General features: G+C 70.5%; 24 protein-coding genes and 2 pseudogenes. 14 read left to right on the top strand and 12 right to left on the bottom strand.

Features of this window, described 5'->3' with window-relative positions:
- The first annotated feature begins 167 nt into the window (after positions 1-167).
- On the top strand, positions 168-1694 hold the full coding sequence (locus tag BLV05_RS29050; protein ID WP_082155724.1) for an alpha-amylase family glycosyl hydrolase: 1527 nt from the start codon (positions 168-170) through the stop codon (positions 1692-1694).
- Between the two features lie 48 nt (positions 1695-1742).
- Here the strand turns inward: BLV05_RS29050 and BLV05_RS29045 are convergent, their stop codons facing one another.
- Together BLV05_RS29045 and BLV05_RS29040 are read right to left on the bottom strand one after the other, a co-directional pair.
- Positions 1743-2771 carry an ADP-ribosylglycohydrolase family protein gene (locus BLV05_RS29045; RefSeq protein WP_046772011.1) on the bottom strand — a complete coding sequence of 343 codons (1029 nt, stop codon included), beginning with the start codon at positions 2769-2771 and terminating at the stop codon, positions 1743-1745.
- Positions 2768-3739, bottom strand: a complete 972-nt coding sequence (locus BLV05_RS29040; RefSeq protein WP_197683387.1) for an ADP-ribosylglycohydrolase family protein — start codon at positions 3737-3739, stop codon at positions 2768-2770. Before BLV05_RS29040 ends, BLV05_RS29045 begins: the two co-directional genes overlap by 4 nt.
- A 209-nt stretch (positions 3740-3948) precedes the next feature.
- On the opposite strand from BLV05_RS29040, the gene BLV05_RS29035 reads away from it, so the two are divergent.
- The 9 genes and pseudogenes from BLV05_RS29035 to BLV05_RS37295 all read left to right on the top strand — a co-directional run bounded on the left by BLV05_RS29035 (position 3949) and on the right by BLV05_RS37295 (position 12078).
- Positions 3949-4920: a LacI family DNA-binding transcriptional regulator gene (locus BLV05_RS29035; RefSeq protein ID WP_160312824.1), complete on the top strand. Its 972-nt coding sequence runs from the start codon at positions 3949-3951 to the stop codon at positions 4918-4920.
- Positions 4921-5172: 252 nt separating this feature from the next.
- Positions 5173-6261, top strand: coding sequence for an ADP-ribosylglycohydrolase family protein (locus tag BLV05_RS29030; protein WP_046772044.1), 1089 nt, complete (start codon positions 5173-5175; stop codon positions 6259-6261).
- A 77-nt stretch (positions 6262-6338) separates the two neighbouring features.
- A complete protein-coding gene (locus BLV05_RS29025) occupies positions 6339-7643 on the top strand; it encodes an ABC transporter substrate-binding protein (RefSeq protein ID WP_152691038.1) in 1305 nt (434 codons plus the stop codon).
- 4 nt (positions 7644-7647) lie between these two features.
- Positions 7648-8586, top strand: coding sequence for a carbohydrate ABC transporter permease (locus BLV05_RS29020; protein WP_197683385.1), 939 nt, complete (start codon positions 7648-7650; stop codon positions 8584-8586).
- Positions 8583-9470 carry a carbohydrate ABC transporter permease gene (locus BLV05_RS29015; RefSeq protein WP_052763037.1) on the top strand — a complete coding sequence of 296 codons (888 nt, stop codon included), beginning with the start codon at positions 8583-8585 and terminating at the stop codon, positions 9468-9470. Before BLV05_RS29020 ends, BLV05_RS29015 begins: the two co-directional genes overlap by 4 nt.
- On the top strand, positions 9467-10393 hold the full coding sequence (locus BLV05_RS29010; RefSeq protein WP_046772014.1) for a ribokinase: 927 nt from the start codon (positions 9467-9469) through the stop codon (positions 10391-10393). The genes BLV05_RS29015 and BLV05_RS29010 overlap by 4 nt, the downstream gene beginning before the upstream one ends.
- A 285-nt stretch (positions 10394-10678) precedes the next feature.
- Positions 10679-10885, top strand: a complete 207-nt coding sequence (locus BLV05_RS29005) for a hypothetical protein (RefSeq protein WP_157524340.1) — start codon at positions 10679-10681, stop codon at positions 10883-10885.
- Between the two features lie 172 nt (positions 10886-11057).
- Positions 11058-11615, top strand: a pseudogene (locus tag BLV05_RS38855) (LacI family DNA-binding transcriptional regulator); the annotation flags it as partial.
- Positions 11616-11682: 67 nt separating this feature from the next.
- Positions 11683-12078 (top strand): substrate-binding domain-containing protein, encoded by a 396-nt coding sequence (locus BLV05_RS37295; RefSeq protein ID WP_197683384.1) that lies wholly within the window; start codon positions 11683-11685, stop codon positions 12076-12078.
- Here BLV05_RS37295 and BLV05_RS36195 read toward each other — a convergent pair.
- Entirely contained in the window at positions 12065-12220 is a 156-nt protein-coding gene (locus BLV05_RS36195) for a hypothetical protein (protein WP_157524338.1), read from the bottom strand. The two genes, BLV05_RS37295 and BLV05_RS36195, sit on opposite strands and share 14 nt — an antisense overlap.
- Before the next feature lie 285 nt (positions 12221-12505).
- Here BLV05_RS36195 and BLV05_RS28995 point away from each other — a divergent pair, with 285 nt between their 5' ends.
- Positions 12506-12718: a hypothetical protein gene (locus BLV05_RS28995; protein WP_046772016.1), complete on the top strand. Its 213-nt coding sequence runs from the start codon at positions 12506-12508 to the stop codon at positions 12716-12718.
- Positions 12719-13100: 382 nt separating this feature from the next.
- Here the strand turns inward: BLV05_RS28995 and BLV05_RS28990 are convergent, their stop codons facing one another.
- The 6 genes from BLV05_RS28990 to BLV05_RS28970 all read right to left on the bottom strand — a co-directional run bounded on the left by BLV05_RS28990 (position 13101) and on the right by BLV05_RS28970 (position 15423).
- Entirely contained in the window at positions 13101-13415 is a 315-nt protein-coding gene (locus BLV05_RS28990; RefSeq protein ID WP_046772017.1) for a hypothetical protein, read from the bottom strand.
- 253 nt (positions 13416-13668) lie between these two features.
- Entirely contained in the window at positions 13669-14124 is a 456-nt protein-coding gene (locus BLV05_RS28985; RefSeq protein ID WP_046772018.1) for an HNH endonuclease, read from the bottom strand.
- Complete coding sequence (locus tag BLV05_RS28980; RefSeq protein WP_046772019.1) at positions 14121-14513, bottom strand: hypothetical protein; 393 nt, start codon at positions 14511-14513, stop codon at positions 14121-14123. Before BLV05_RS28980 ends, BLV05_RS28985 begins: the two co-directional genes overlap by 4 nt.
- Positions 14514-14654: 141 nt before the next feature.
- On the bottom strand, positions 14655-14864 hold the full coding sequence (locus BLV05_RS28975) for a hypothetical protein (protein ID WP_046772020.1): 210 nt from the start codon (positions 14862-14864) through the stop codon (positions 14655-14657).
- The gene (locus tag BLV05_RS36190) at positions 14861-15031 is read right to left on the bottom strand and encodes a hypothetical protein (protein ID WP_157524336.1); all 171 of its coding nucleotides are present in this window, start codon (positions 15029-15031) and stop codon (positions 14861-14863) included. The genes BLV05_RS28975 and BLV05_RS36190 overlap by 4 nt, the downstream gene beginning before the upstream one ends.
- Positions 15032-15144: 113 nt before the next feature.
- On the bottom strand, positions 15145-15423 hold the full coding sequence (locus BLV05_RS28970) for a hypothetical protein (RefSeq protein ID WP_152691039.1): 279 nt from the start codon (positions 15421-15423) through the stop codon (positions 15145-15147).
- Positions 15424-15857: 434 nt separating this feature from the next.
- On the opposite strand from BLV05_RS28970, the gene BLV05_RS36185 reads away from it, so the two are divergent.
- Positions 15858-16004: a hypothetical protein gene (locus tag BLV05_RS36185; RefSeq protein WP_157524334.1), complete on the top strand. Its 147-nt coding sequence runs from the start codon at positions 15858-15860 to the stop codon at positions 16002-16004.
- Positions 16005-16047: 43 nt separating this feature from the next.
- Here the strand turns inward: BLV05_RS36185 and BLV05_RS38850 are convergent.
- Positions 16048-17842: pseudogene (locus tag BLV05_RS38850) on the bottom strand (glycoside hydrolase family 2 protein).
- Between BLV05_RS38850 and BLV05_RS28960 the strand changes: the two are divergent.
- Complete coding sequence (locus BLV05_RS28960; RefSeq protein WP_052763038.1) at positions 17841-18959, top strand: NEW3 domain-containing protein; 1119 nt, start codon at positions 17841-17843, stop codon at positions 18957-18959. The pseudogene BLV05_RS38850 and the gene BLV05_RS28960 sit on opposite strands and share 2 nt — an antisense overlap.
- Before the next feature lie 62 nt (positions 18960-19021).
- On the opposite strand, the gene BLV05_RS28955 is transcribed toward BLV05_RS28960, so the two are convergent.
- Entirely contained in the window at positions 19022-19285 is a 264-nt protein-coding gene (locus BLV05_RS28955) for a sulfatase/phosphatase domain-containing protein (protein WP_152691040.1), read from the bottom strand.
- 316 nt (positions 19286-19601) lie between these two features.
- On the opposite strand from BLV05_RS28955, the gene BLV05_RS28950 reads away from it, so the two are divergent.
- The gene (locus tag BLV05_RS28950) at positions 19602-19919 is read left to right on the top strand and encodes a hypothetical protein (protein WP_052763040.1); all 318 of its coding nucleotides are present in this window, start codon (positions 19602-19604) and stop codon (positions 19917-19919) included.
- 536 nt (positions 19920-20455) lie between these two features.
- Here BLV05_RS28950 and BLV05_RS28945 read toward each other — a convergent pair.
- Positions 20456-20680, bottom strand: a complete 225-nt coding sequence (locus BLV05_RS28945; protein WP_046772024.1) for a hypothetical protein — start codon at positions 20678-20680, stop codon at positions 20456-20458.
- Between the last annotated feature and the right edge of the window lie 80 nt (positions 20681-20760).

Genomic DNA, 20760 nt, shown 5'->3' with positions numbered 1-20760 from the left:
GTGCCCTAACAGCGGCGTCATCCCTTGACAACCTGAGCTGATGGGCGGAAGGCTATCCGCCACTCGATGCCAAACGTTTTGCAAACCTTTGGGCGGGAGGTCACGTGGCGCCGGGGCCCCGGCGCCGTCCCAGGCAGGTCGTCTTCAGGGCTGAGGTGAGGAGAACAATGAGGTCATCCAGATTCGGGAAGGGACTCGGCAGTGCGTTCGGCTTGGTCCTCTCCGCCGCCGTCCTGGCGAGCACGTTGACATCCGCCGCTGGCGAGACACAGGTCGTCGCGGCGAAGCAGCACGCGGCGAAGGTCTCCGACCGGCCGGTCGACAACAGCAGCTTCCAGAACCTCAACGGGTTCATGTGGTTCTACAACACGTACTTCGACTACAAGTTCTCCGACATCGAGGACGACCTGCGCGACCTGAAGTCCCGGGGGATCCGGGTGCTGGGGTTCTTCGCGCCGTACAACGGGGGCAAGCACTGGTGCGACGGGTGCGCGCCGTACGACTTCTACTCGGTGCCGCCGCAGAACGGCACGATGGAGGACTGGGAGAGCCTGGTCGACGCCGCGCACAAGCTGGACATGAAGGTGGTGGCGTACTTCGCCAACATCTACATGGACGAGGACGGGCTGTTCTTCCGCACCGCCGAGCAGCAGTACGCGGCCGGTGACCGCACCTCTCGCGAGGTGGCGTCGTTCCGATGGACGGACGATCCGACGGATCCGCTGCCGAGGTTGCAGAACGGGCCGCCGTCGTTCAGCAAGTGGGAGTTCAGCGAGGAGGCCGGCGCGTACTACTGGAAGCTGTGGTTCGGGCCGGGCTTCGACTTCGACCTGCCGGGTGCCCGAGCGGAGCTGGAACGGATCGAGAAGTTCTGGCTGGACACCGGCCTGGACGGCTTCATGTGGGACGTCGGCCGGGTGGACGAGGCGATGCGGTACTTCGCGGTCGAGCTGCCGAAGACGTACACGTCCAACGACAAGTGGCTGACGTACGAGCGCGGCGGTTCGGCCAGCGCCGACGCGTTCGCCGAGTTCGGGCTGAACGCGTGGTTCAACGGCGCTGACACCGACACGGTGAACGACTACACCCGCATCGTCGACGGGACCACGGACGCGGACGGCCTCGAGGCGGGCCTGGCCAACACCGACCGCGCGCGGGAGCTCGGCGCCACCACGCACACGTGGAGCATCTGGGGCGACGAGGAGTTCACGAACCTCATCCCGCACCAGTACCCCACCTACCCGAACGACGAGGTCATGCGGGTGCAGGAGGCCGCGTTGCTGGCCGGCGCCGGCATCCACTACGGCGCCGGCATGTACGACCAGTACACCCGCTGGTCGTCGAAGCTGCGGTCGAACTGGGAGCGGGTGCTGCGCACCGTCAACGCGAACAAGGCGCTGCTGCCGTCCGCCGACCGGGTCCGGGTGCCCGCCGGGTCCGACCCGAAGGCTTACGCGATGCGGCGGACCAGTGAGGACGGCCGGCAGACCGCGCTGCTGATCTACAACTTCAACAGCACGGCGACGAACGTGACGGTCGACCTGACCGGCACCGGCATCCAGACCCGGCAGACGCCGAAGGACCTGTACAACGGCGGCCGCGCCACGGCGATCAACGGGACGAGCTACACCGTGCGGCTCCCCGCCTACGGCTTCACGATGCTGGAGGTATCGGCGACCGCGCCGCGCACCTGACGGCAACAGCTCCGGCCGCGGCGGTCACCCGCCGCGGCCGCAGCGCGTTCAGGGCGCGACGAGCGCGTCGGCGACGGCGGTGAGGGAGCGGCCGGCCAGGTGCGGCAGGCAGTGGCCGCGCAGTTCGTCGACCTTCTCGCGCCACCGCGACGGCAGCGCCGCCTCGCCGTGCAGCGCGCCCGACAGGGCGCCGACCATGGCCGGCATGCTGTCGCTCTGCTTGGCCACCATCCCGGCCAGCGGGATCGCCGTCGCCGGGTCGCCGCCGGTCGCGAGCACGATCGCGTAGGCCGAGGCGAGCGTCTCCGGGGCGACGGTGCCGAAGCTGTAGGAGGCGTTGGCGATCTCGTCGGCGAGGTCGGCGACGAGGTCCAGCGGCGTCGCCGCCGCCTCGGCCAGCCCCAGCGCCCGGGCGACCTGCCGGCCCAGCCAGCTGTCCGCGGGGATCCGTGCGATCCCCGCGTCCACGACCGCCGCCGTGGACGCCCCGCTGACGGCCGCCGCGACGCTGGCCGCCATCGCGCCCGCCGCCCACACGCCGTCCTCGGCGTGGGTGATCTCCGCTAGCCGGGTCGCGACGAGGACAGCGCGCTCCGGGTCGTCCGCGTGCCGGATCCCGGCGGGGACGGCCCGGGCGACGGCGCCGTCGTCGAAATGGGCCGGGTTGTCGTTCCCGGTGGCCGGCGGCGTCAGCCCGGCCTCGGCGTTGACGATCGATGCGCGCTCGGCGATGCCCGACCACACCTCGGCGGCGTGATCGACGACGTGCCGCCGCCACCCCTCGAAGAGGTCGGCGGCATCGTCGAGCAGGATCAGCGCCGCGGCCGCGGCGAACTCGGCGTCGTCGGTGCCGGACAGCCGCAGCGGCTCCGGCCGGCCGAGCGTGAACGGCAGCATGAACCGCAGCACCCGCTGCTGGTCCAGTTCGGCGCTGAACCGCCAGAGGACGTCGCGCCGCCCGCCCAGCCGGGTGGTCCGGTGGAACAGCGCGGGCAACCCGGCGGCGTCGCCGATGGCCAGCCCGAGCAGGGCGCCGCGGGCCCGGTCGCGACGCGACGGGGTGGAGGGGACGGTCATCGGGCGGCTTCCTTCCGGCGCAGGGCCTCGTGCAGGTCGTGGGCGAGCTCGGCCAGGTCGGTCCCGGCGACCGCGGCGATGCAGTGGCCGCGCACGACGTTGATCCGCCGCCGCCACGGCTCGGGGACGGCGTCGGCGCCGTGCAGCGCCCCGGCCAGGGCCCCGGCCATCGCGGCGATCGTGTCGGCGTCGCGCCCGGCGTTGGCGCCGCCGAGGACGGCGGGCACGTACTCCCCGCGGGCGGCGGTGAAGACGCCCAGCGCGAGCGCGGTCGCCTCCGGCGCGACGTCGGCCCAAGGGTAGTGGAACAGCGAGATCCGCTCGTACAGCTCGTCGACGGCTGCGGCCAGGTCGGTGTGCGTGTGGCCGATGTCGACGGCCCGCCGCAGCGTCCGCGCCGCCCAGGAGTCCGCCGGCACCGCGGCCAGCGCCGCCTCGACGACGTCCTCCCACGCGTCGGCGACGACGGCGACGGCGACGCCGGCCGCGACCGCCTGCGCGCAGTGGATGCCGTCGCGGGCGTGCGACACCTGCGCGTCGATCGCCGCCAGCCGGGCCGCCTCGGCCGGGTCGCCGGCGCAGTAGACGCCGACGGGCGCGATCCGCATCGCGGCGCCGTCGCTCCACAGCTCGTGGTTGTCGCTGCCGGTGGCCGGCGGGACGAGGCCCGCGCGCAGGTTGTTGATCGCCGTCATCTCGCTGAACCCGCCGCCGTGGAAGCCGCCGACCTGGTTGACCAGGTCGTCGGTCCAGGCGGCGCCGACGTCGGCGGGGGTGAGGCGGTCGCCGTGCGCCAGCAGCAGCCGGGCGGTCAGCACCGCGTACTCGGTGTCGTCGGTGCCGGCCGGGTCGTCGCTGACGAAGTCGCCGACCCACCCGTACCGCGCGACGATCTCGGCCCGGGCCAGGCCTTCGGTCGGCGCGCCGAGCGCGTCGCCGACGGCCTGGCCGATGAGAGCGCCGTACACACGCTCGAATGTGGGAACCACAGGCAGCCTCTCTGCAAGACGTTTTGCGGTTCACTGTGGATGACGGCTCCGCAGTCCGTCAAGGGGCGAGGGATTCGTCCAGCGAAGGCCCTTGACAACGCGGTGGTGTCGGCGGGAGGCTGACCGGCACAGCATTGCCAATCGTTTTGCGGAGGTGGCCAGTGGTCCGGCCGGTCAACATGACGGAGGTGGCGTCCCGCGCGGGCGTCTCGGTCACCACGGTCTCACACGTGCTGTCCGGGCGGCGGCCGGTCGCGGAGGCCACCCGGGCCACCGTCCTGGCGGTCATCGAGCAGCTCGGCTACCGGCCGAACACGCTGGCCCAGGGGCTGCGCACCCGCCGAACGATGACGGTCGGCCTTGTCGTCCCCGACCTCACCAACCCCTTCTACCCAGCGGTGCTGCAGGGGATGGCCGACGTGCTGCTGCCGGCCGGCTATCACACGGTCGTCTGCAACACCGGCGGCAGCCGCGACGAGGAGCTGTCGTTCCTCACCGATCTGACGACACGCCAGGTCGACGGCATCGTCATCGCCGCGTTCGGGCTGAACCGCAAGGACCTGCTGGCGCACCGCGAGGTGCCGCTGGTGCGCCTCGGCGGCGGCCGGTTCGACGCCGACCTCGGCGACCTGGTGCGAAGCGACGACGAGGGCGGGATCGCGCAGGCGGTCCGGCACCTGATCGAGCGCGGGCACCGCCGCGTCGCCTACATCGGCGGCGCCGCGCACGCCGGCCCGAGCGACCAGCGCGAGGCGGGCTACCGGCGCGCGCTGGCCGAGGACGGCCGCCCCGTCGAGGACGACCTCGTCGTGCAGACGGCGTACACGCGCGACGCCGGGCGGGCGGCGGCCGAGCGGCTGCTCGGCCGCGACGACCCGCCGGACGCGATCGCCTGCGCGAACGACCTGATCGCGATCGGCGTCCTGGACGCGGCCCGGGCGCGGGGACTGACCGTCCCGGACGACCTGGCCGTCACCGGCTACGACGACATCGAGGCGGCGTCGCTGGTGACCCCGGGCCTGACCACCGTGGTGAACCCGGCGGCCGAGATCGGCCGGGCCTGCGCGGAGTCGCTGCTGCCCCGGCTGACGGCCGACGAGCCCGGCCCGCCGCGCGAGATCGTCATCGCCACCACGCTCACCCGCCGCGAATCCGCCTGACAGGAGACACCTGTGCTCAACCCCCACGACCCGGTCGAACTGCTGCACTGGGAACTGCTCCAGCGGCAGGAAGGCGGCTACAACGTCGGCGACCTGGCCGCCGCCGGCGCGACGGTGGCCAGGCCTGCCGAGGCCCGCGCGCTGCTGGACGCCTTGTCGGCGACCACCCGCAACGGGCGCTGGGCCTACGACGAGCCGGACGAGCTGGCCGCCATCGTAGCGACCCTGCCGGCGGCGCCGGCCGTCGCGCCGATCGGTGACGACGAGCTGGCCGACCGCGTCCTGGGCGGCTGGCTCGGCCGGTGCGCCGGCTGCGTGCTCGGCAAGCCGGTCGAGAACGGCGACCACTGGACGTCGGAGCACCTGCGCCGCTACCTGACGCTCGCGGACGCCTACCCGCTGAACGACTTCGTCCCCGTGCTCGACCCGATGCCCGACGGCTTCGAACTCCGCGAGAACTGGCCGTTCACGACCCGTGGCCGGGTCGTCGAGAGCGCACGCGACGACGACCTCGACTACACGATGCTCGGCCTGCACATCCTCGAGGAGTACGGCTTCGGCTTCACCAGCGCCGACGTCGCCGCCGAGTGGCTCGACCGGCTCCCGTACACCCAGACCTACACGGCCGAGCGGGTCACGTATCGCAACCTGGTACTCGGCCTGGACCCGGCCGCGGCGGGAACGGCCGACAACCCGTACCGGGAATGGATCGGCGCCCAGATCCGCGCCGACATCTACGGCTACGTCAACCCGGGCGATCCCCGGGCGGCCGCGGAGCTGGCCTACCGCGACGCGACCCTGTCGCACACCGCCAACGGCGTATACGGCGCGATGTGGTCGGCGGCCCTGGTCGCCGCCGCGTTCGCCGGTCACGCACGGCAGGCGGTCGAGACGTCCCTGACCTGCATTCCGCCCGGCAGCCGGCTGGCCGAGGCAATCCGGTTCGTGCTCGACCAGCACTCCGGCCGTGCCAGCTGGGACGACGCCCGAGCCGCGATCGAGAGCCGGTACGGCCACTACTCGTGGGTCCACACCATCAACAACGCGGCCGTCGTGGCGGCAGGGCTGCTCTGGGGTGACGGCGACTTCACCGCCACCATCGGCCTCACCGTCCAAGGAGGCTGGGACACCGACTCCAACGGTGCGACCGCAGGCAGCGTCGCGGGAGTCATCTGCGGCGCGCAAGGCCTTCCGTCGCACTGGGTGGAGCCGCTGAACGACACCGCGCGCAGCGCGATCCGCGGTTTCGACCGCTCCAGTCTCTCCGACCTCGCCGACCGGACCGTCCGGCTCGCTCGCACCACCCGACCCGGCACCGGTCCCGGCAACACCGACACCTGATTCGGAGGTTTCCCGTGTCTGCACATCTCTCCCGCCGGCGGTTTCTGCAGGTGACCGGCGGCTCCGCCCTCGGAGCCATGTTCGTGAGCTCCTGCGGTTCCGGCTCCGGCACCGCAGGTGACGACCAGATCGAGTTCTGGGGGGCGTTCCCGACCGAGGACGTCGAACGCTACTTCCAGCAGAGCTTCGTCGACGCCTACAACGAGACCACGTCCGGCGCGACGGTCGAGATGTCGGTCAAGCAGATCGAGACGATCGACCGGTTGACGCAGACCGCGGTGGCATCGGGGAGCGGCCCCGACATCATCGCCACCTTCGGTCCCGCGCAGGCCGTCGCGTACGTCGGCAACGGCAACCTGTTGTCCATGGACGAGTACGCGGACTCCTTCGGCTGGTCGCAGTCACTGCAGCCCTGGGCGCTGGACGCGGGCCGGGTCGAGGGCGCGCTCTACTCGGTGCCGGCCAACCACGAGACGATGGCGGTCTTCTACAACCCGGCCACGTTCAGTGCGAACGGCTGGACACCGCCGACCACCAGGGCCGAGTTCGAGGCGATCTGCCAGGACGCGGCCGACAAGGGGATCATGCCGGTCGGCGCCGGCAACGCCGAGTGGAAGCCCGCCACGGAGTGGCACGTCACCTGGATGTTGAACACGTTCGCCGGGCCACAGGCGGTGTACGAGGTGTTCACCGGCGAGCGGCCGTGGACCGACGCGGTCGTCGTCGACGCGGTCACCCTGCTGAAGGGCTGGTTCGACGACGGCTGGTTCGGCGGCAGCACGGACCGCTACTTCACCAACAACTTCACCGACCTCTACGCGATGCTCGCCGCCGGCGAGGTGGCGATGATCGTCAGCGGGTCGTGGACGTTCTCGGAGATCGGACCGTACTTCGGCGAGGCGGCCGGCAACGACGCGGAGTGGGACTGGGCGCCGCTGCCGTCGACGAACACCGGGGTCCCGGCCGGGGTGCTGCCGCTCTCGGTGGGTGGCGCCTACTCCATCAACAAGGACTGCGCGGACCCGGACGCCGCGGCCGACTACCTCAACTTCCTCGTCACCAACCCGCAGCGTCAACTCGAAGCACTCGCCGCGACGGGCCTGCCACCCGCCCCGGTCGTCGCGGCCGAGAGCGACTTCCCGGCCGACATCGACGAGCGGATGAAGCGGCTGTACCTGCTGCTGAGCGAGAGCGGGTACGTCGGCTACACGACGTGGACGTTCCTGCCGGCGAAGACCGACACCTACGTCTACGAGGAGATGGACAAGGTGCTGGTCGGCCAGGTCAGCCCGGAGGACTTCTGCGCCGGCCTCGACGCGGTGTTCCAAGAGGAGCTGGCGACGGGCCAGACGCCGCCGGTGCCGGCTCCGACGGGAACGTGACGCCATGGCCGCCACCCATGCCGCCCGGCCGCAGCCGTACCGGTCTCCTGCGGCCGGCCCCCGCCGGCGGGCCCGGGTTCGCCGGGCCGCGGTGGGTCTGGGGTTCATGGCGCCGCTGCTCCTGGTGAACCTCCTCGTGATCGCGGTGCCCGGCGCGTTGTCGGTCTGGTACTCCTTCACCAACTGGACCGGGCTCGGGTCGGCCGACTTCGTCGGGCTGGACAACTACCGGCGGCTGTTCGCCGACCCGGAGTTCCACGCCGCCCTGGAGCACAACGTGCTCTGGACGGCGTTCTTCCTGACGGTGCCGATGGCGATGGGGCTGTTCGGGGCGTTCCTGCTGTCCCGGATCCGCCGCTTCCAGATCCTGTTCCGGGTCGCGTACTTCATCCCGTACGTCGTCGCGACGGTGGTGTCGGGGGCGATCTGGCAGTCCCTGCTCAACCCGGACCAGGGACTCGGCAGCGGGCTCGCCAAACTCGGGATTCCCTGGCTCGACGGCGTCAACTTCCTCGGCGACCAGGATCTCGCCTTGGGTGCCGTCGCCTTCGTCAACAACTGGCAGTGGTGGGGCTTCCTTGTGGTGATCTTCCTCGCCTCCATGCAGTCGGTGAACCCCGCGCTCTACGAGGCGGCCCGGCTCGACGGCGCCAACGCGTGGCGCGAGTTCTGGCACGTCACCCTGCCGGGGATCAGGCCGACGCTGATGTTCCTGGCGCTGATGACCGTCATCTGGTCGTTCCTGATCTTCGACTACATCTACATCCTGACGCAGGGCGGCCCCGCCGGCTCGACCGACGTGCTCGGCACCCTGCTCTACCGCAACGCGTTCGCCAATTTCGAGGCGGGGTACGCCGCGTCCGTCGGCATCGTCATGGCGCTCGTCAGCCTGACCGCCGTCTCCGGCTTCCTGCTCCTGCGGCGCCGGGGGTGGGAGATATGAGCGTTCTGGTCCAGCGAGCGCAACCCGCGGCGCCCGCCGCCGCGCCACCGCCGGCGAGGAAGCGACTGACGCCCGGCCGGTACGCGGTCTACGTCGTCCTGCTGCTCCTCGCGATCTTCGCCATCGGCCCCATGCTCATCTTCGGGTTCAACGCCCTGAAGACCCAGTCGGAGCTGGCCGGCGATCCGCTCGGACTGCCCGCGAATCCGCAGTGGGGCAACTTCGTCGACGCTTGGCAGCAGGCGAACATGGGGGTCGGACTGCGCAACAGCGTGCTGATCGTGGCCGCGACCGCGCTCGGCGTCTGCGTCATCGCCGGGTGCGCCGCCTACGCCCTGGGCCGGCTGCGCGTGCCCGGCAGCAACTTCTTCATCATCTATCTGCTGGTCACCTCGGCGCTGCCGATCCAGCTGTTCCTCGTGCCGCTGTTCTTCATGTGGACCAACCTCGGCCTGTACGACAACCTGTTCGGCCTGGTCATCATCTACTGGGCGATCTACAGTCCGTTCGCCACGCTGCTCATCCGCTCGTTCATGGTCGGCGTGCCGCGCGAGTACGAGGAGGCCGCCCGGCTCGACGGGGCGGGCAGCATCCGAGTGCTCACCAAGGTGATCATGCCCCTGGCCTGGCCGGGCTTCCTGACGGCCGCGCTGGTCGCCGGACTGTCCGCCTACAACGAGTTCCTGCTCGCGGTGACCTTCATCCAGAGCAGCGACAAGATGCCGGTGTCGACGTCGTTCTTCTCGTTCCAGGCCGGTTACACGCGCGACTACACCCTCGTCAGCGCCGGCGGCATGATCATGGTGATCCCGGTGCTGGTCCTGTTCTTGCTGCTCCAGCGCCGATTCATCGACGGCTACTCGTCATCCGGGATGACCGGATGACGGGCGAGAGCCGGCCGTCGGCGCCGGTGGTGATCGTCGTCGGTTCCGTCAACGTCGACCTCGTCGTCTCCGTCGACCGTCTGCCCACGCCGGGGGAGACGGTGATCGGCGGCCGGTTCGCCCGGCACGCCGGCGGCAAGGGCAGCAATCAGGCTGCGACCGCCGCACGGCTCGGCGCGCGCACCTACTTGGTCGGGCTGGTGGGCGACGACGAGTTCGGGCGGAGCGCCCGCGCCGATCTGGCCCGCGCCGGCGTCGACACGAGCGGACTAGGCACGTCGAGCGGCCCGACCGGCGTCGCCTCGATCCTCGTCGACGCCACCGCCGAGAACAGCATCGCCGTCGCCAGTGGCGCGAACGGCGACCTGACGCCGTCGCACGTCGTGCAGGCACTCCGGCGGATCGACGAGCCGCACGCGGTCCTCGTCACCGGGTTCGAGATCCCCGAGGCCGCGGTGCTCGCGGCCGCCCGGATCGCGCGGGAGCGCGGCTGGCCGGTCGTCGTCAACCCGGCGCCGGCCCGGACCGTCTCGGCGGACCTGCTGGCCATGATCGACCTGCTCACCCCCAACGAACACGAGCTGCGCGCGCTCGCAGGCGACGCCGGCGAGCTGCTCGGGATCGGCGTCGGAGCCGTCGCCGTCACCCGCGGGAAGTCCGGCGCCACCGTCCATATCGGCGAACGGACTTGGCACCAACCCGCCTTCCCAGTCGACGCCGTCGACACCACCGGCGCCGGCGACGCGTTCACCGGCGCGGCGGCTGTCGGCCTCGCCCAGGGGCTGCAACTCCCTGAGGCGATCCGCCGGGCCGCTGTCGTCGGAGCCCTGGCCACCCGCGCGCCGGGCGCTCGGGCGGCGCTCCCCACGCACGATGAGGTGGACGCCGCGCTCGCGGATCCGGCCGCGATCTCCATTCCCTGACGCGGGCGCGCAGGCAGCAGAGCCGGCTTGTACGAGAACGCACGTCCGATTCGTACGAGTGACAGGAGCCGCTCATGAGCACACGCGTTGGCGCGCGACTCCGTCTGACCTTGGTCGCCGCTCTCGTGGCGGCAGCGACCGCCGCTGTCGGCACGTCGCCGGGGGCGGCGACGGCCGCGCCGTCCAGCTCGCCGGCCTCCGGCCATGGTTCCCCGGACCGCGTCCCTCATCAGTGGTGGCAGAAGTTACAGGGCAACCGTCAGTTTTACCCGGGCTGTGAAGGGGGTGACGTTTCCGGAGATCACCGCGCAACTCGACACGCTGTACCGCCAGGGCTTCCGCGTGGTGGAGATCCTCGCTCCCTACGACGGCCAAGACTCGCTCGACCACGGTGTCGACGGATTCACCATCGACGCCGCCAGCGTCAGCCGCGACATGGGCATGACGCCGGAGATCGAGCGCCACCTGATCGTCGATGTATTCATCCGATGAATCTCGTCTCTTCGGGCGCCACGATCGAGCGCCGGCCGACGCGATGCGGCAACCGAGCCAGTCCAGTGTGCGGGTGGATGCGTCCGAGTCGCCCGGGGTGAAGGACGGTGGAAATGCGTCTGGCGGGCTCCTTGCCATTGGTAATGTTCGGTGAGGAACGGAGGCGCGTGGCATGGCGGTGAGCATGCATGACGTGGCGCGTCATGCCGGGGTGTCGCAGCGGACGGTGTCCAACGTCGTCAACGGCTACGCGCATGTGGCACCGGCGACCCGCAAGCGGGTTCAGGCGAGCATCGCGGCGCTCAACAATCGGCCGAACCCGATCGCGCAGCGGCTGCGTCGCGGCCGCACGTCCACCGTCACGCTGGCGGTGCCGAGCTTGCACGAGCGGTACTTCGCCGACCTCGCGGCCGCGGTGGTGGCTGAGGCCCGCCGCCGCAGGCTGAAGGTGCTGGTCGAGACCACGGAGGGCGACCGCGACGTCGAGTTGGGCATCCTGCGCGGGGGAGAGCTGCTCACTGACGGCGTCATCATCAGCGCGGTGGCGCTGACGGCGAAGGACGTGACGATCCGCCACCCCGACTACCCGCTCGTGCTGGTAGGCGACCGTGAGTTGCACAGCCAGATCGATCACGTCGGCGCCGACAACCGCGAAGCGGCGCGCGAGGCCGTTGCGCACCTGCTGGCCGGCGGGCGGTGCCGCATAGCGCTGCTGGGTACCGGGTACGGGCCGCCTCGGACGGCCGAGCTGCGGCGGCAGGGCTACGCCGACGCGCACGCGGCGTACGGGGGTGTCGGTGGACGAGGGGCTGTTCATCGACTCAAGCTGGGCGCGCCTCGAGGGCGAGGCGGCCGTCGCACGCCACCTGGACACCGGCCGGTCGCGCTTCGACGGTCTGTTCGCCATGAACGACTCCTCGGCGCTGGGCGCCATGCGCGCCGTCCTCCGGTTCGGGCTGCGCATTCCCGACGACATCGCCGTCGTCGGGTTCGACGACATCGACGAGGCCCGCACGTCGGTGCCGTCGCTCACCTCGGTCGGGCCGGCCAACGCCGACATCGCTCGCTCCTCGCTCGACCTCCTCGAGGTGCAGGCCGACGCGGCCGAGGGCCGGCCCGCTGAGCAGCGCCGGGTGCCGTTCCGGCTGCACGTCCGTGAGAGCTCCGCGCCGGTCACGGTCACCACTGGCTGAGCCGCACCGTCACCGGCTCGGACCCCCGCAGCTCAGGTTCCAGCGGTTTGGCCGCGCGCTCCGGCAGCAGCCGCTCCAGCAGGTCGGTCGCACGGCCGCGGCCATCTCGAAGCCGGCCGTCAGGTGGGTGTGCGCGCGCCACGGGCCACGTAGAGCCACGCGACGACGTTCGCCGGAACCGTTCTCGGCCAGCTTGATCTTCTCGATCACCACACGTTGACCGGAAAACGCCGCGCCCTGCCGCCGCGCGAGGCGGGGAGCCGGACAACCCGAGGCTTCGCGAGCACGCCCGCGAGGCCGCCGTCGAAGCCGGGCGGCAGTTCGAGCGCGACGCGCCGAAGGAGATCCACGACCGCGTCGCGCCGCTCTACGCCGATAGCTGCGACGCCTACACCCTGGTCGGCCGCGTCAAGGAGATGATCACCCGATGAACATCGAAACCGCACGTCGCACCGCGTCGTCGCCCGACGCGTACCGGCGCTTCGCCGGCCAGGCCGGCCTGAGCTTCGCCGAGTTCACCGGCGACGTCGAGCAGGGCGGCCTCAACGCCGCCGTGCGCCGCCGCGCGTGCCGAGCGGCGCAACCGCTCCCCTCGTGCTCGTCAGCTGCCATCCTGGCCAGGAGACTTCCCGCCGCGTAACCGGCGTTCACGCGGCGGGAACCGCGCGAGTCTTGATCCCGTCTGCTCGCGCGGCTCGGCCCCGGCAACCCCCTTGACTCCGGGCTGCCGGGGCCGAGCATCACGTCAGAACTCCCGCCCCGGCGACGACCCAGGGGCGGGGTCCGTGCGTGTGGCGAATGGCTGCGTACCGCGCACGGCATGCACGGCCCCGGCAACCGCTGACGATCCGGTTGCGGGGGCCGACTTATGCGGCGCCGCGACGGCTCGCCCGGTGCCGACGTCCGGCTGACGCCAACGGGGCCGCCCACGAGCCGCCCAGCGGCTCCCACGGCCGAGAACGAGACCGAGCACCCGGCACCGACGGGGGAAGCGGCGAACCGGGTGCTCGGCGTCTAGGGGGTCACAGCCCGCCGACGAACAACTCCCCCAAGTGGTCGAACGACGGGGTGACCTGACACACCAGGTCGGCGGGATCGGTGACGGCGAAGCCCTCCATCCAACTGACCGACTCGCCGGGCAGCACCGGAGTCAGCGGCGCCCCTTCAAGGCCCTCGTCGAAAACGGCGCTCGCCTCCGCGCCGCCAGACGACACGGTGACGAAGGTTGTACTTGGATCGAACGGCTGGCCAGTCCCGTTCGTGATGGTGACGGTGAACCGCACATACGCAGGCGCCTCTTCGAAGGCGGCGAACTCGGTCGGGACGAACTCTTCCAACCCACCGAGAGTGACGTTCAGGTCGTCGTCGTAGGTGAAGCCGGGACCATCGAACGTGTTGTACTCGGGCTCGGGCTCTGGTTCCGGCGGGCAGGGGGTGTCTCGGCAACGCTGGGCGTCGGCTCAGCGGCCGTCTGCGGCGGCGTGGTGGCCTGTTCCCCGCCGATCTGCTCCGAGCATCCCGCCACGGTGAAAGCCGCCAGAACGGCGACAAGGGTTACGCCCATCTTGATCATCTTCCTTCGGCATGGGCCTACACGTGGAACTCGATACCGAGCCAGGCCAGGAGCCAGGACGTGTCGGTCGACACGAACTCGACCCGGTTGCGCTCCTTGAACAGAACGAGCGCTTCGTCACGGTGACGCACGGCCTCGGCCCGCGACCAGTCGTTGACCCTCATCAGATGACGCATCGCGGCGTCCGGGTCGCCGCGATGGACCGTGCGGCCGAGATGCTTGACGGCGTGGCACGGCGAACACAACGCCTGCAAGCCGTCCAGGCGCCGCACGTTGCCGTCGTAGGACCAGATTTCATCGCACTCCAGGTCGCTCTCAGATCCGCAGGCCCGGCACCGGAATTCGTCGCGCTTGAACGTCCACCCTCGGCATTCCTGCCACTGGTCGGCGGGCATCTGTTCCGCCAGGCTCGACCGCCAGAACTGCCGGGGCACGAGATCGACCGTGAGCCGGGGCGTCTGATAGGCCGTCATTTCTTGTCGATCGCTTCAAGAGCGGCCATGACCTGTCGACTTACCAGCACCACCGGCCGGAATGTGACCCGGAAATACGCCTCCACCCTGTGCCATTTCTCGACGTTGGCGCTGTTGTTCAACGCCGCCTCGACCTCGGCGCGTGTGAATGTCGGTGCCACGCTCTGAGCCTGGACCGTCGGCGTCATCCGTTCGGCCGTCGCGGCGACGCCCGCCATCGCGCCCATGACCCACATCGCGGTCTCCTTCGTGTCCGGCCGTAGCACGGTGCCGTTGCCGAGCACGAGCACCCACATGCCGAGCAGGCGCCGCTCGTAGCTCATGATCACGCCGAGCTGTTGTAGGTCGTCGAGCATCTGCCGCATCGTCTCGACGTCAACCTTCGCCATCGTCGGTCTCCGTTCTGGCCTGCCGTTCGAGGTCGGCGAACGTGAGCCCGTTTCGAGCGAATGCCGCGCGGATGATCCGTGCCGCTCGGGCCAGCGAATCAGGGTCTTCGGTGGCGCGCCGGGGCCTTTGTTGGCCGGTCGTCATGCGTCTCGCCACCCGAGCGCCGCCGCGACCTCGCCGGGCAGCTCGCGCACCTGTTCGCCGACCTCGACGTGAACGCCCTCGCCCTTTTGCACGATCTCGCCGACGACGCATTCATGCGCCGTGCCGCCGACCAGGACGGCCAGCGCGACGAACGAATCGGCGTTGAATTCGTCGAGCCGATCGATCAAGTCGCCGACGGTTATCACGGGCGGCCTCCCTGAATGTGCGCGAAGGCGAACACGATGAACGCGAAAATCGCGATGGCGACGGGGATCGGCGAGCCCATCGAGATTCCGCCGATGAGGAACACGACGCCGATGACGAGGCTGACCCATTTCACCTGGTCGGCGCGGTCCGATTTGCTGTTGATCACCTGAATTACCTCCCTAGTCGATCGGATTCAATGCGAATCCCCTCGACGCCCCTCGACTGGTCCCGGTGACGAACATCGCGATCATTCCCCGTCTCGTCGCGGCGAACACGCCGTCACCGTGCCAGCCCGAGCAGCTTGCCGAGCGTGTTGAGATCGGCCGACGTCGGCCGCAGCGTCACCGCGTGGCCGTCGTCGGCGACCACGACCTCGACATGCCGGTCAGCGGTCGACCAGCCGACGTGCATCACGGTGACCGTGACGTCGTGCTCACGCGTGCCGCGCACCGTCGTCGAGCCGACATAGCGCCGGTGCTGCCCGCGGTGGCTGGAACGTTCGTCGCACCACCTGATGCCGCATTCGTCGTCGGCAGACCACGCGAGCGCCGCCGTCATCGGCGAACCCACCGTGCACCGCGCGGCGCCGTTCCCGGCGTTATGCCAGTCGTCGACGCGCTCGAAGTCGAGCGCCGCCAACGCGACGTCACGAGCCGTCAGACCGGAGCCGTAGGCCAGCGGACAGGTCGCGACGACAACGAATGGGACGCAGAGATCCGTCTACATCCGCGAGGATGACGTCGAGCTGTGGCAGCGCGCCGAGCGCTACGCGAAGGCGCGCCGGTTGCCGATGAGCGCGCTCATCATGACGGCGCTGGAAGGCTACCTAGCCGAGCACGACGACGAGGGCTAGCGTTCGCCTATGACTGAAGCGAATGAGGTCCGCGCCGAGGCTCCCGAAGCGACGACTGAGCCGACCGCTGATGCACTCCATCTGACCTTGGTGGCGCAGTGGATACTCGGCGACGACGACGCATGAGACGGTCCCCAGCATGGCCAAACAGAAGGTGATCCCCGGCGTGTGCCGCATCTGCGCAGCGCAGGTCGCTGACCTGTCCCGGCACAAGCGCTGGCACGACATCATCGACGAGCGTCTAGGTGACGGGAAGACGTCGATCGACCTGCTCGCCGACGCATGACGCGGCCAGCGGCGATGGTCCGGACCGGCCTCCTGTGGAACCTTCAGCGGCGCTCGTAGGCGGCGGGCCGCTGCTGGACGGCGCGGATCCTGGCGACGTCGAACTTGGGGGTCCGGTCGAACAGGTAGATGCCGTTCTCTTCCTGGAAGGTGTCGGTGAGCTGGGTGTAGCAGTACCCGAACATCAGGTGGTCGTCGAGCAGGACGTCGGTCAGTCCCGCGAAGCGGGCATGCCACTCCTCCTCGGAGGCCACCCGCTGGCCGTATCCCCAGGACTCGGCCCGCTCGGGGTCGTCCTGCGCGGCGCCCTTCGCCGCCAGGTCCGCGTTCCACCAGATGCCGCCGTACTCTGACACGAAGTAGGGCTGGCCGGCCTAGGCGACGGAGATCGGCCGTCCGTCGGCGGTGTTGGTGAACGGCGCGCCCTCGGCCAGGCCGGCCTGCTGACGGCGGAACCGCTGCGGGTCCTGCTCGTAGTCGTGCGAGTCGTAGACGTCCGCGCCGGGCACCCGGTGGGAGTAGCCGGACGCGTCGAGCACCGGCCGTGTCGGGTCGGCGAGCTTGGTCGCCAGGTACATGCCGTGCGTGACGTCGTCGAGTTGGGTGATGTGGTCGGTGATGACCTGGTGCGTCTCGTTCAGCGGGCACCAGCCGACGATCGACGGATGGTTGCGGTCGCGCTCGAGCACCTCCAGCCACTGGGTGAGGAACGACGCGGTCGGCTGCTGGTGGTCGCCGTCCGGGCCGAGGCCGGACACGCCCCAGTCGCCGAACTCGCCCCAGACCAGGTAGCCGAGCCGGTCGGCATGGTAGTAGAACCGCTCCTCGAAGACCTTCTGGTGCAGCCGGGCGCCGTTGAAGCCGGCGGCGAGCGCTAGTTCGATGTCGCGGACGAGGGCGGCGTCGCTGGGGGAGGTCATCAGCGTGTCCGGCCAGTAGGCTTGGTCGAGGACGAGCCGCTGGAAGATCCGGCGGCCGTTGAGCAGGAGGTCGCCGGCCCGACACCGACACCGACCGCAGGCCGGCGTACGACTCCACCCGGTCCACGACGCCGTCCGGGCCGGTGATCTCCACGACGAGGTCGTAGAGGTGCGGGTCCTGCGGGCTCCACGCGCGCACCCGGTCCTCGGGGATCGCGAGGACGAGAAGCGGCGCGAGGTCCGTCGCCGGCACGTCGGCCGCCGCCACCGCACCGTCGCCGTCGGACAGCACCGCCCGGACCCGGTGGCCGGCGGGTGACCCGGTGAGGCGGGCGACGACCGCGAACGTCGCGTCGGCGAGGTTCGGCGTGACGTGCAGGTTCACGATCCGGTCGCGTGGCGCCGCCTCCAGCCAGACGGTCTGCCAGATGCCGGTCGTCCGGGTGTAGTGGCAGTCGGTGTTGTGGTACTTGAGCGCCTGCTTGCCGCGAGCCTGCGGTTCCCGCGGGGTGTCGCGTGCGCGGACGACGATCGTGACCTCCTGGCCCGGCGTGGCCACGCCGCGCAGATCGGCCGTGAACGAGCTGAAGCCACCTCGGTGCCGGGCGACCTCGACGCCGTTCACCCAGACCGTGGCGTCGTGGTCGACGGCGCCGAAGCGCAGCAGCACGTCGTGGCCGGCCCAGTCCCCGGGGAGTTGGACGGTGCGCCGGTACCAGACGGCGTGCAGGAGGTCGACGTCGCCGACGCCCGACGCCGCCGACTCCGGCGCGAACGGCACCAGGATGCGGGAGCCGAGGTCCCGGTCGAGCAGGCCACGGTCGAGCCCGGAGTCGCCCGGGTCGATCTCGAACTGCCACTCGCCGTTGAGGTTCAGCCAGAGGGGCCGGCAGGCGGGCGAGCCGGTCGGCGTCGGCATGGACGAGAACAAGACCGTGGAGCTCTCCGACGGCCGGGTCATGCTCAACTCCCGCGACTCGCACGGGTCCGGCTACCGCAAGGTGGCCATCTCCACTGACGGCGGCGTCACCTACGGCGAGGTGAGCATCGACCGGGAACTGCCCGACCCCGCGAACAACGCCTCGATCGTCCGCGCCTTCCCCAACGCGCCCGCGGGCTCGGCCCGGGCGAAGGTGCTGCTGTTCTCCAACGCCGCCTCCACGTCGGCCCGCAACATCGGGACGGTGCGGATGAGCTGCGACGACGGCGAGACGTGGCCGGTGGCACGGGTGTTCCGGACCGGCAGCATGAGTTACTCCACGCTCGCCACCCTGCCGAACGGCAACGTCGGCCTGCTCTACGAGCCCGGCTCCGGCATCCGCCTCGCCGAGTTCAACCTGGCGTGGCTCGAGGGTCTGTGCCTCGGCGTGGCGGCGCCGGACGCCACCGTCGAGAAGGGGACCACCGCGACCGTGGACATCGCGGTCGAGGCCCAGGGCTTCACCGCCACCCGGATCACCGGTGCCGAACTGGCCGTGCCGGCCGGCTGGGCCGCCGAGGTAAGCGGCGCCCTGCCGGTGACGCTCGTCCCCGGCCGCACTGCCACGCTCACGGCGAACGTGACCGTCCCGGCGGAGGCCGCTGGCGGTACCTACCCAGTGCCGGTGACGAACAGCGACCGCGCCGGCCGGACGGGCCGTGGCACCATCACGATCACCGTCCCGAAGGGTCCGGATGACGTCGACGGGCGCATCACCGTCTCCGGCGGGGAACTGCAGAACCCGCAGACCGACGGCTACCAGGTCGGCGACGTGCTTCGGTTCCACTACCAGGTCACCAACCTCAGCGACGCCACGACCACCGTCCTGCCGACCGGTAACCTGCGCAACCTCGACCCGGCCGTCGACGCCGTCAACTGCCGGTTCCGCAATCTCGCGGCACGAGCGTCCTACACGTGCACGTTCGCCAACCATGTCCTGACCCGGGCCGACCTGGACGCCGGGCACTTCACTCCGGTGACCCGGTGGACCTCGACGTCAGGGGCCTCCGTCAGCGTGGTCGACCACACCGGCGAGCGGGTGGACCTCACCGGCTGACCTCCGCGGGCCGGGGCGTCGCGGGCGGTTGTGCTGCGCGCGACGCCCTCAGTCCCGGGTCGTCAGTCGACGTGCTGTTCGACGGCGGTTTCTGGACGGACGCGGTCACCGTCGGGTATGTCGCCCATGAACGCCAGCCACTGGGAGAACCGGTCGCCGCGGCGGACGAGCTCGGCGTAGAGCAGCCGGCGCAGGGTGCGTGCGACGGCGGCGTAACCGGGCACCGCGATGACGTTGTGCAGCTCGTGTGCGTCGGTGCGCAGGTCGTAGAGCTCGTCGGTGCCTTCGGGGTTGGCGACGATCTTGTAGCGTTCGGTGCGCAGCATGCGCTGGGCGTAGGGGAAGTGGTGCCTGTGCAACTCGCAGAGCACCTGATGCGGCCAGTCCGGCACCTGCTCGCCGCGGCGAGCAGGACGAGGCTGCGTCCGCGGCAGTGCTCGGTGGACGCGCCGGCGAGGTCGAGCATGGTGGCGGTGAAGTCCAGCAGCGTGCAGAACTCGTCGCGTCGCGTCGCGTCGCGTCGCGTCGCGTCGCGCCGCGCCGGCTCCGCCGGACGATGCCCGGGATCCGGTAGATGTCCAGGTACATCGCCGGCCCTTGTCGTTGAGCCGTTGGGCGCCGGTGAACTCGCCGTGGTCGGCGGTGAACATGTTCGAGGTTCGCGCCAGACTGTCCGATGGACTGGAAGACGCTGGCGCCGCCCAGGCCACCGGGCCGGCCGGCGAAGCCGGCAGCTGGGTCAGGGCCAATGCCCAGTGGCTGCGGGTCGCCGTCGGCGTGCTGGGATCCATCGTCCTGCTCTGGGGCAACGAGGTCACGGTGCAGCGGCTGCTCTGGTCGCTTTTGCTCACGGTGGCGCTCCTGGGCGCCATCCAGGTGTTGATCGGGGCCGGTGGCGGAGGGACTCGTTCGGGCCCGGGCCTGCAACCACCGGTGATGCACGGGAGGCTGCCGCGGTGACGGTCCCTCATGACCGGAGCGTTCTTCTGAGGGCTCGTGGCGGGCTTGTCGTTCACAACGCCGGTGGCTCGGTACTTGGTCGCGACTCGATGGGCATACTCGTCCGGTAGACCTCGGTTCGCTCGGCACCCCGATCGAGAGCTGGCCGTCGCGATCTGAGCCTCTCGGGTTGTCGCCGGCTCAACGTCTTGCGGCCTGACGGTGTACGCCCGGCCTGGTCTTGTAGGAGCTCGTTGAGCGCAGTCACCGGTGAAGTCGGGTGCATCGCGTAGCGTGCGGCCAGCGCAGCGTTCCACTCGCTGGTCAGAAGGTCCAAGAGGTCGTCGCGCATGGTGGCGGTGATGTGGGAGTAGACCCCGCCGATTCCTTCGAGCTGATGTCCGAGACGTTCGTGGGACAGGATCTCAGGTACGCGGTGCTCCACCATCAGCGTCTTGTGGCTGTGGCGCAGCCCGTGTGGCGTGAGGTCTGGTTGGATCGGCAGCCAGCATGCGGTGGCGCGGGCGGCGTTGCCGCGACCGCGTTGAACCGCGCCTTCACTCCAGCCTACGCAGCCGGACGTGGACCTGCCCTGGGTTCTCCGGTGAGCGGAAGCCTTCCAGCGCCCACGTCACGTCGGTCGTGGCCGACAGCTCGTCGGTCGATAGGGTCACGGTGCCGCCGTGCCGCTGGACCAGCGCGACCAGGATCGCCCGCTCGACGACCGGCGTGATGACCAGCCACGGCCGGTGCTCCGCGTCCGAGCCGTCCGTCGTGGTCACGTCGTCAGGTTCATGGTGTGGGACGGGTGTGTCAAATCGATCTCCGCGGGCGGCGCGAGGGCTCTTGGCTAGTTTGGGCG

The organism is Jiangella alkaliphila, from assembly GCF_900105925.1.
GTDB classification, from domain to species: domain Bacteria; phylum Actinomycetota; class Actinomycetes; order Jiangellales; family Jiangellaceae; genus Jiangella; species Jiangella alkaliphila.
The sequence above is the reverse complement of the archived record's forward strand: the minus strand, read 5'-3'. Positions and strand labels throughout refer to the sequence as shown.

Excerpts from the sequence above, each read along its gene's own strand:
- BLV05_RS29050 (WP_082155724.1), top strand. The coding sequence starts at position 168 with ATGAGGTCATCCAGATTCGGGAAGGGACTCGGCAGTGCGTTCGGCTTG.
- BLV05_RS29045 (WP_046772011.1), bottom strand. The coding sequence starts at position 2,771 with ATGACCGTCCCCTCCACCCCGTCGCGTCGCGACCGGGCCCGCGGCGCC.
- BLV05_RS29025 (WP_152691038.1), top strand. The coding sequence starts at position 6,339 with ATGTTCGTGAGCTCCTGCGGTTCCGGCTCCGGCACCGCAGGTGACGAC.
- BLV05_RS29020 (WP_197683385.1), top strand. The coding sequence starts at position 7,648 with ATGGCCGCCACCCATGCCGCCCGGCCGCAGCCGTACCGGTCTCCTGCG.
- BLV05_RS29015 (WP_052763037.1), top strand. The coding sequence starts at position 8,583 with ATGAGCGTTCTGGTCCAGCGAGCGCAACCCGCGGCGCCCGCCGCCGCG.
- BLV05_RS29010 (WP_046772014.1), top strand. The coding sequence starts at position 9,467 with ATGACGGGCGAGAGCCGGCCGTCGGCGCCGGTGGTGATCGTCGTCGGT.
- BLV05_RS28995 (WP_046772016.1), top strand. The coding sequence starts at position 12,506 with ATGAACATCGAAACCGCACGTCGCACCGCGTCGTCGCCCGACGCGTAC.
- BLV05_RS28985 (WP_046772018.1), bottom strand. The coding sequence starts at position 14,124 with ATGACGGCCTATCAGACGCCCCGGCTCACGGTCGATCTCGTGCCCCGG.
- BLV05_RS28980 (WP_046772019.1), bottom strand. The coding sequence starts at position 14,513 with ATGGCGAAGGTTGACGTCGAGACGATGCGGCAGATGCTCGACGACCTA.
- BLV05_RS28970 (WP_152691039.1), bottom strand. The coding sequence starts at position 15,423 with ATGACGGCGGCGCTCGCGTGGTCTGCCGACGACGAATGCGGCATCAGG.
- BLV05_RS36185 (WP_157524334.1), top strand. The coding sequence starts at position 15,858 with ATGGCCAAACAGAAGGTGATCCCCGGCGTGTGCCGCATCTGCGCAGCG.
- BLV05_RS28960 (WP_052763038.1), top strand. The coding sequence starts at position 17,841 with ATGGACGAGAACAAGACCGTGGAGCTCTCCGACGGCCGGGTCATGCTC.
- BLV05_RS28955 (WP_152691040.1), bottom strand. The coding sequence starts at position 19,285 with ATGCTGCGCACCGAACGCTACAAGATCGTCGCCAACCCCGAAGGCACC.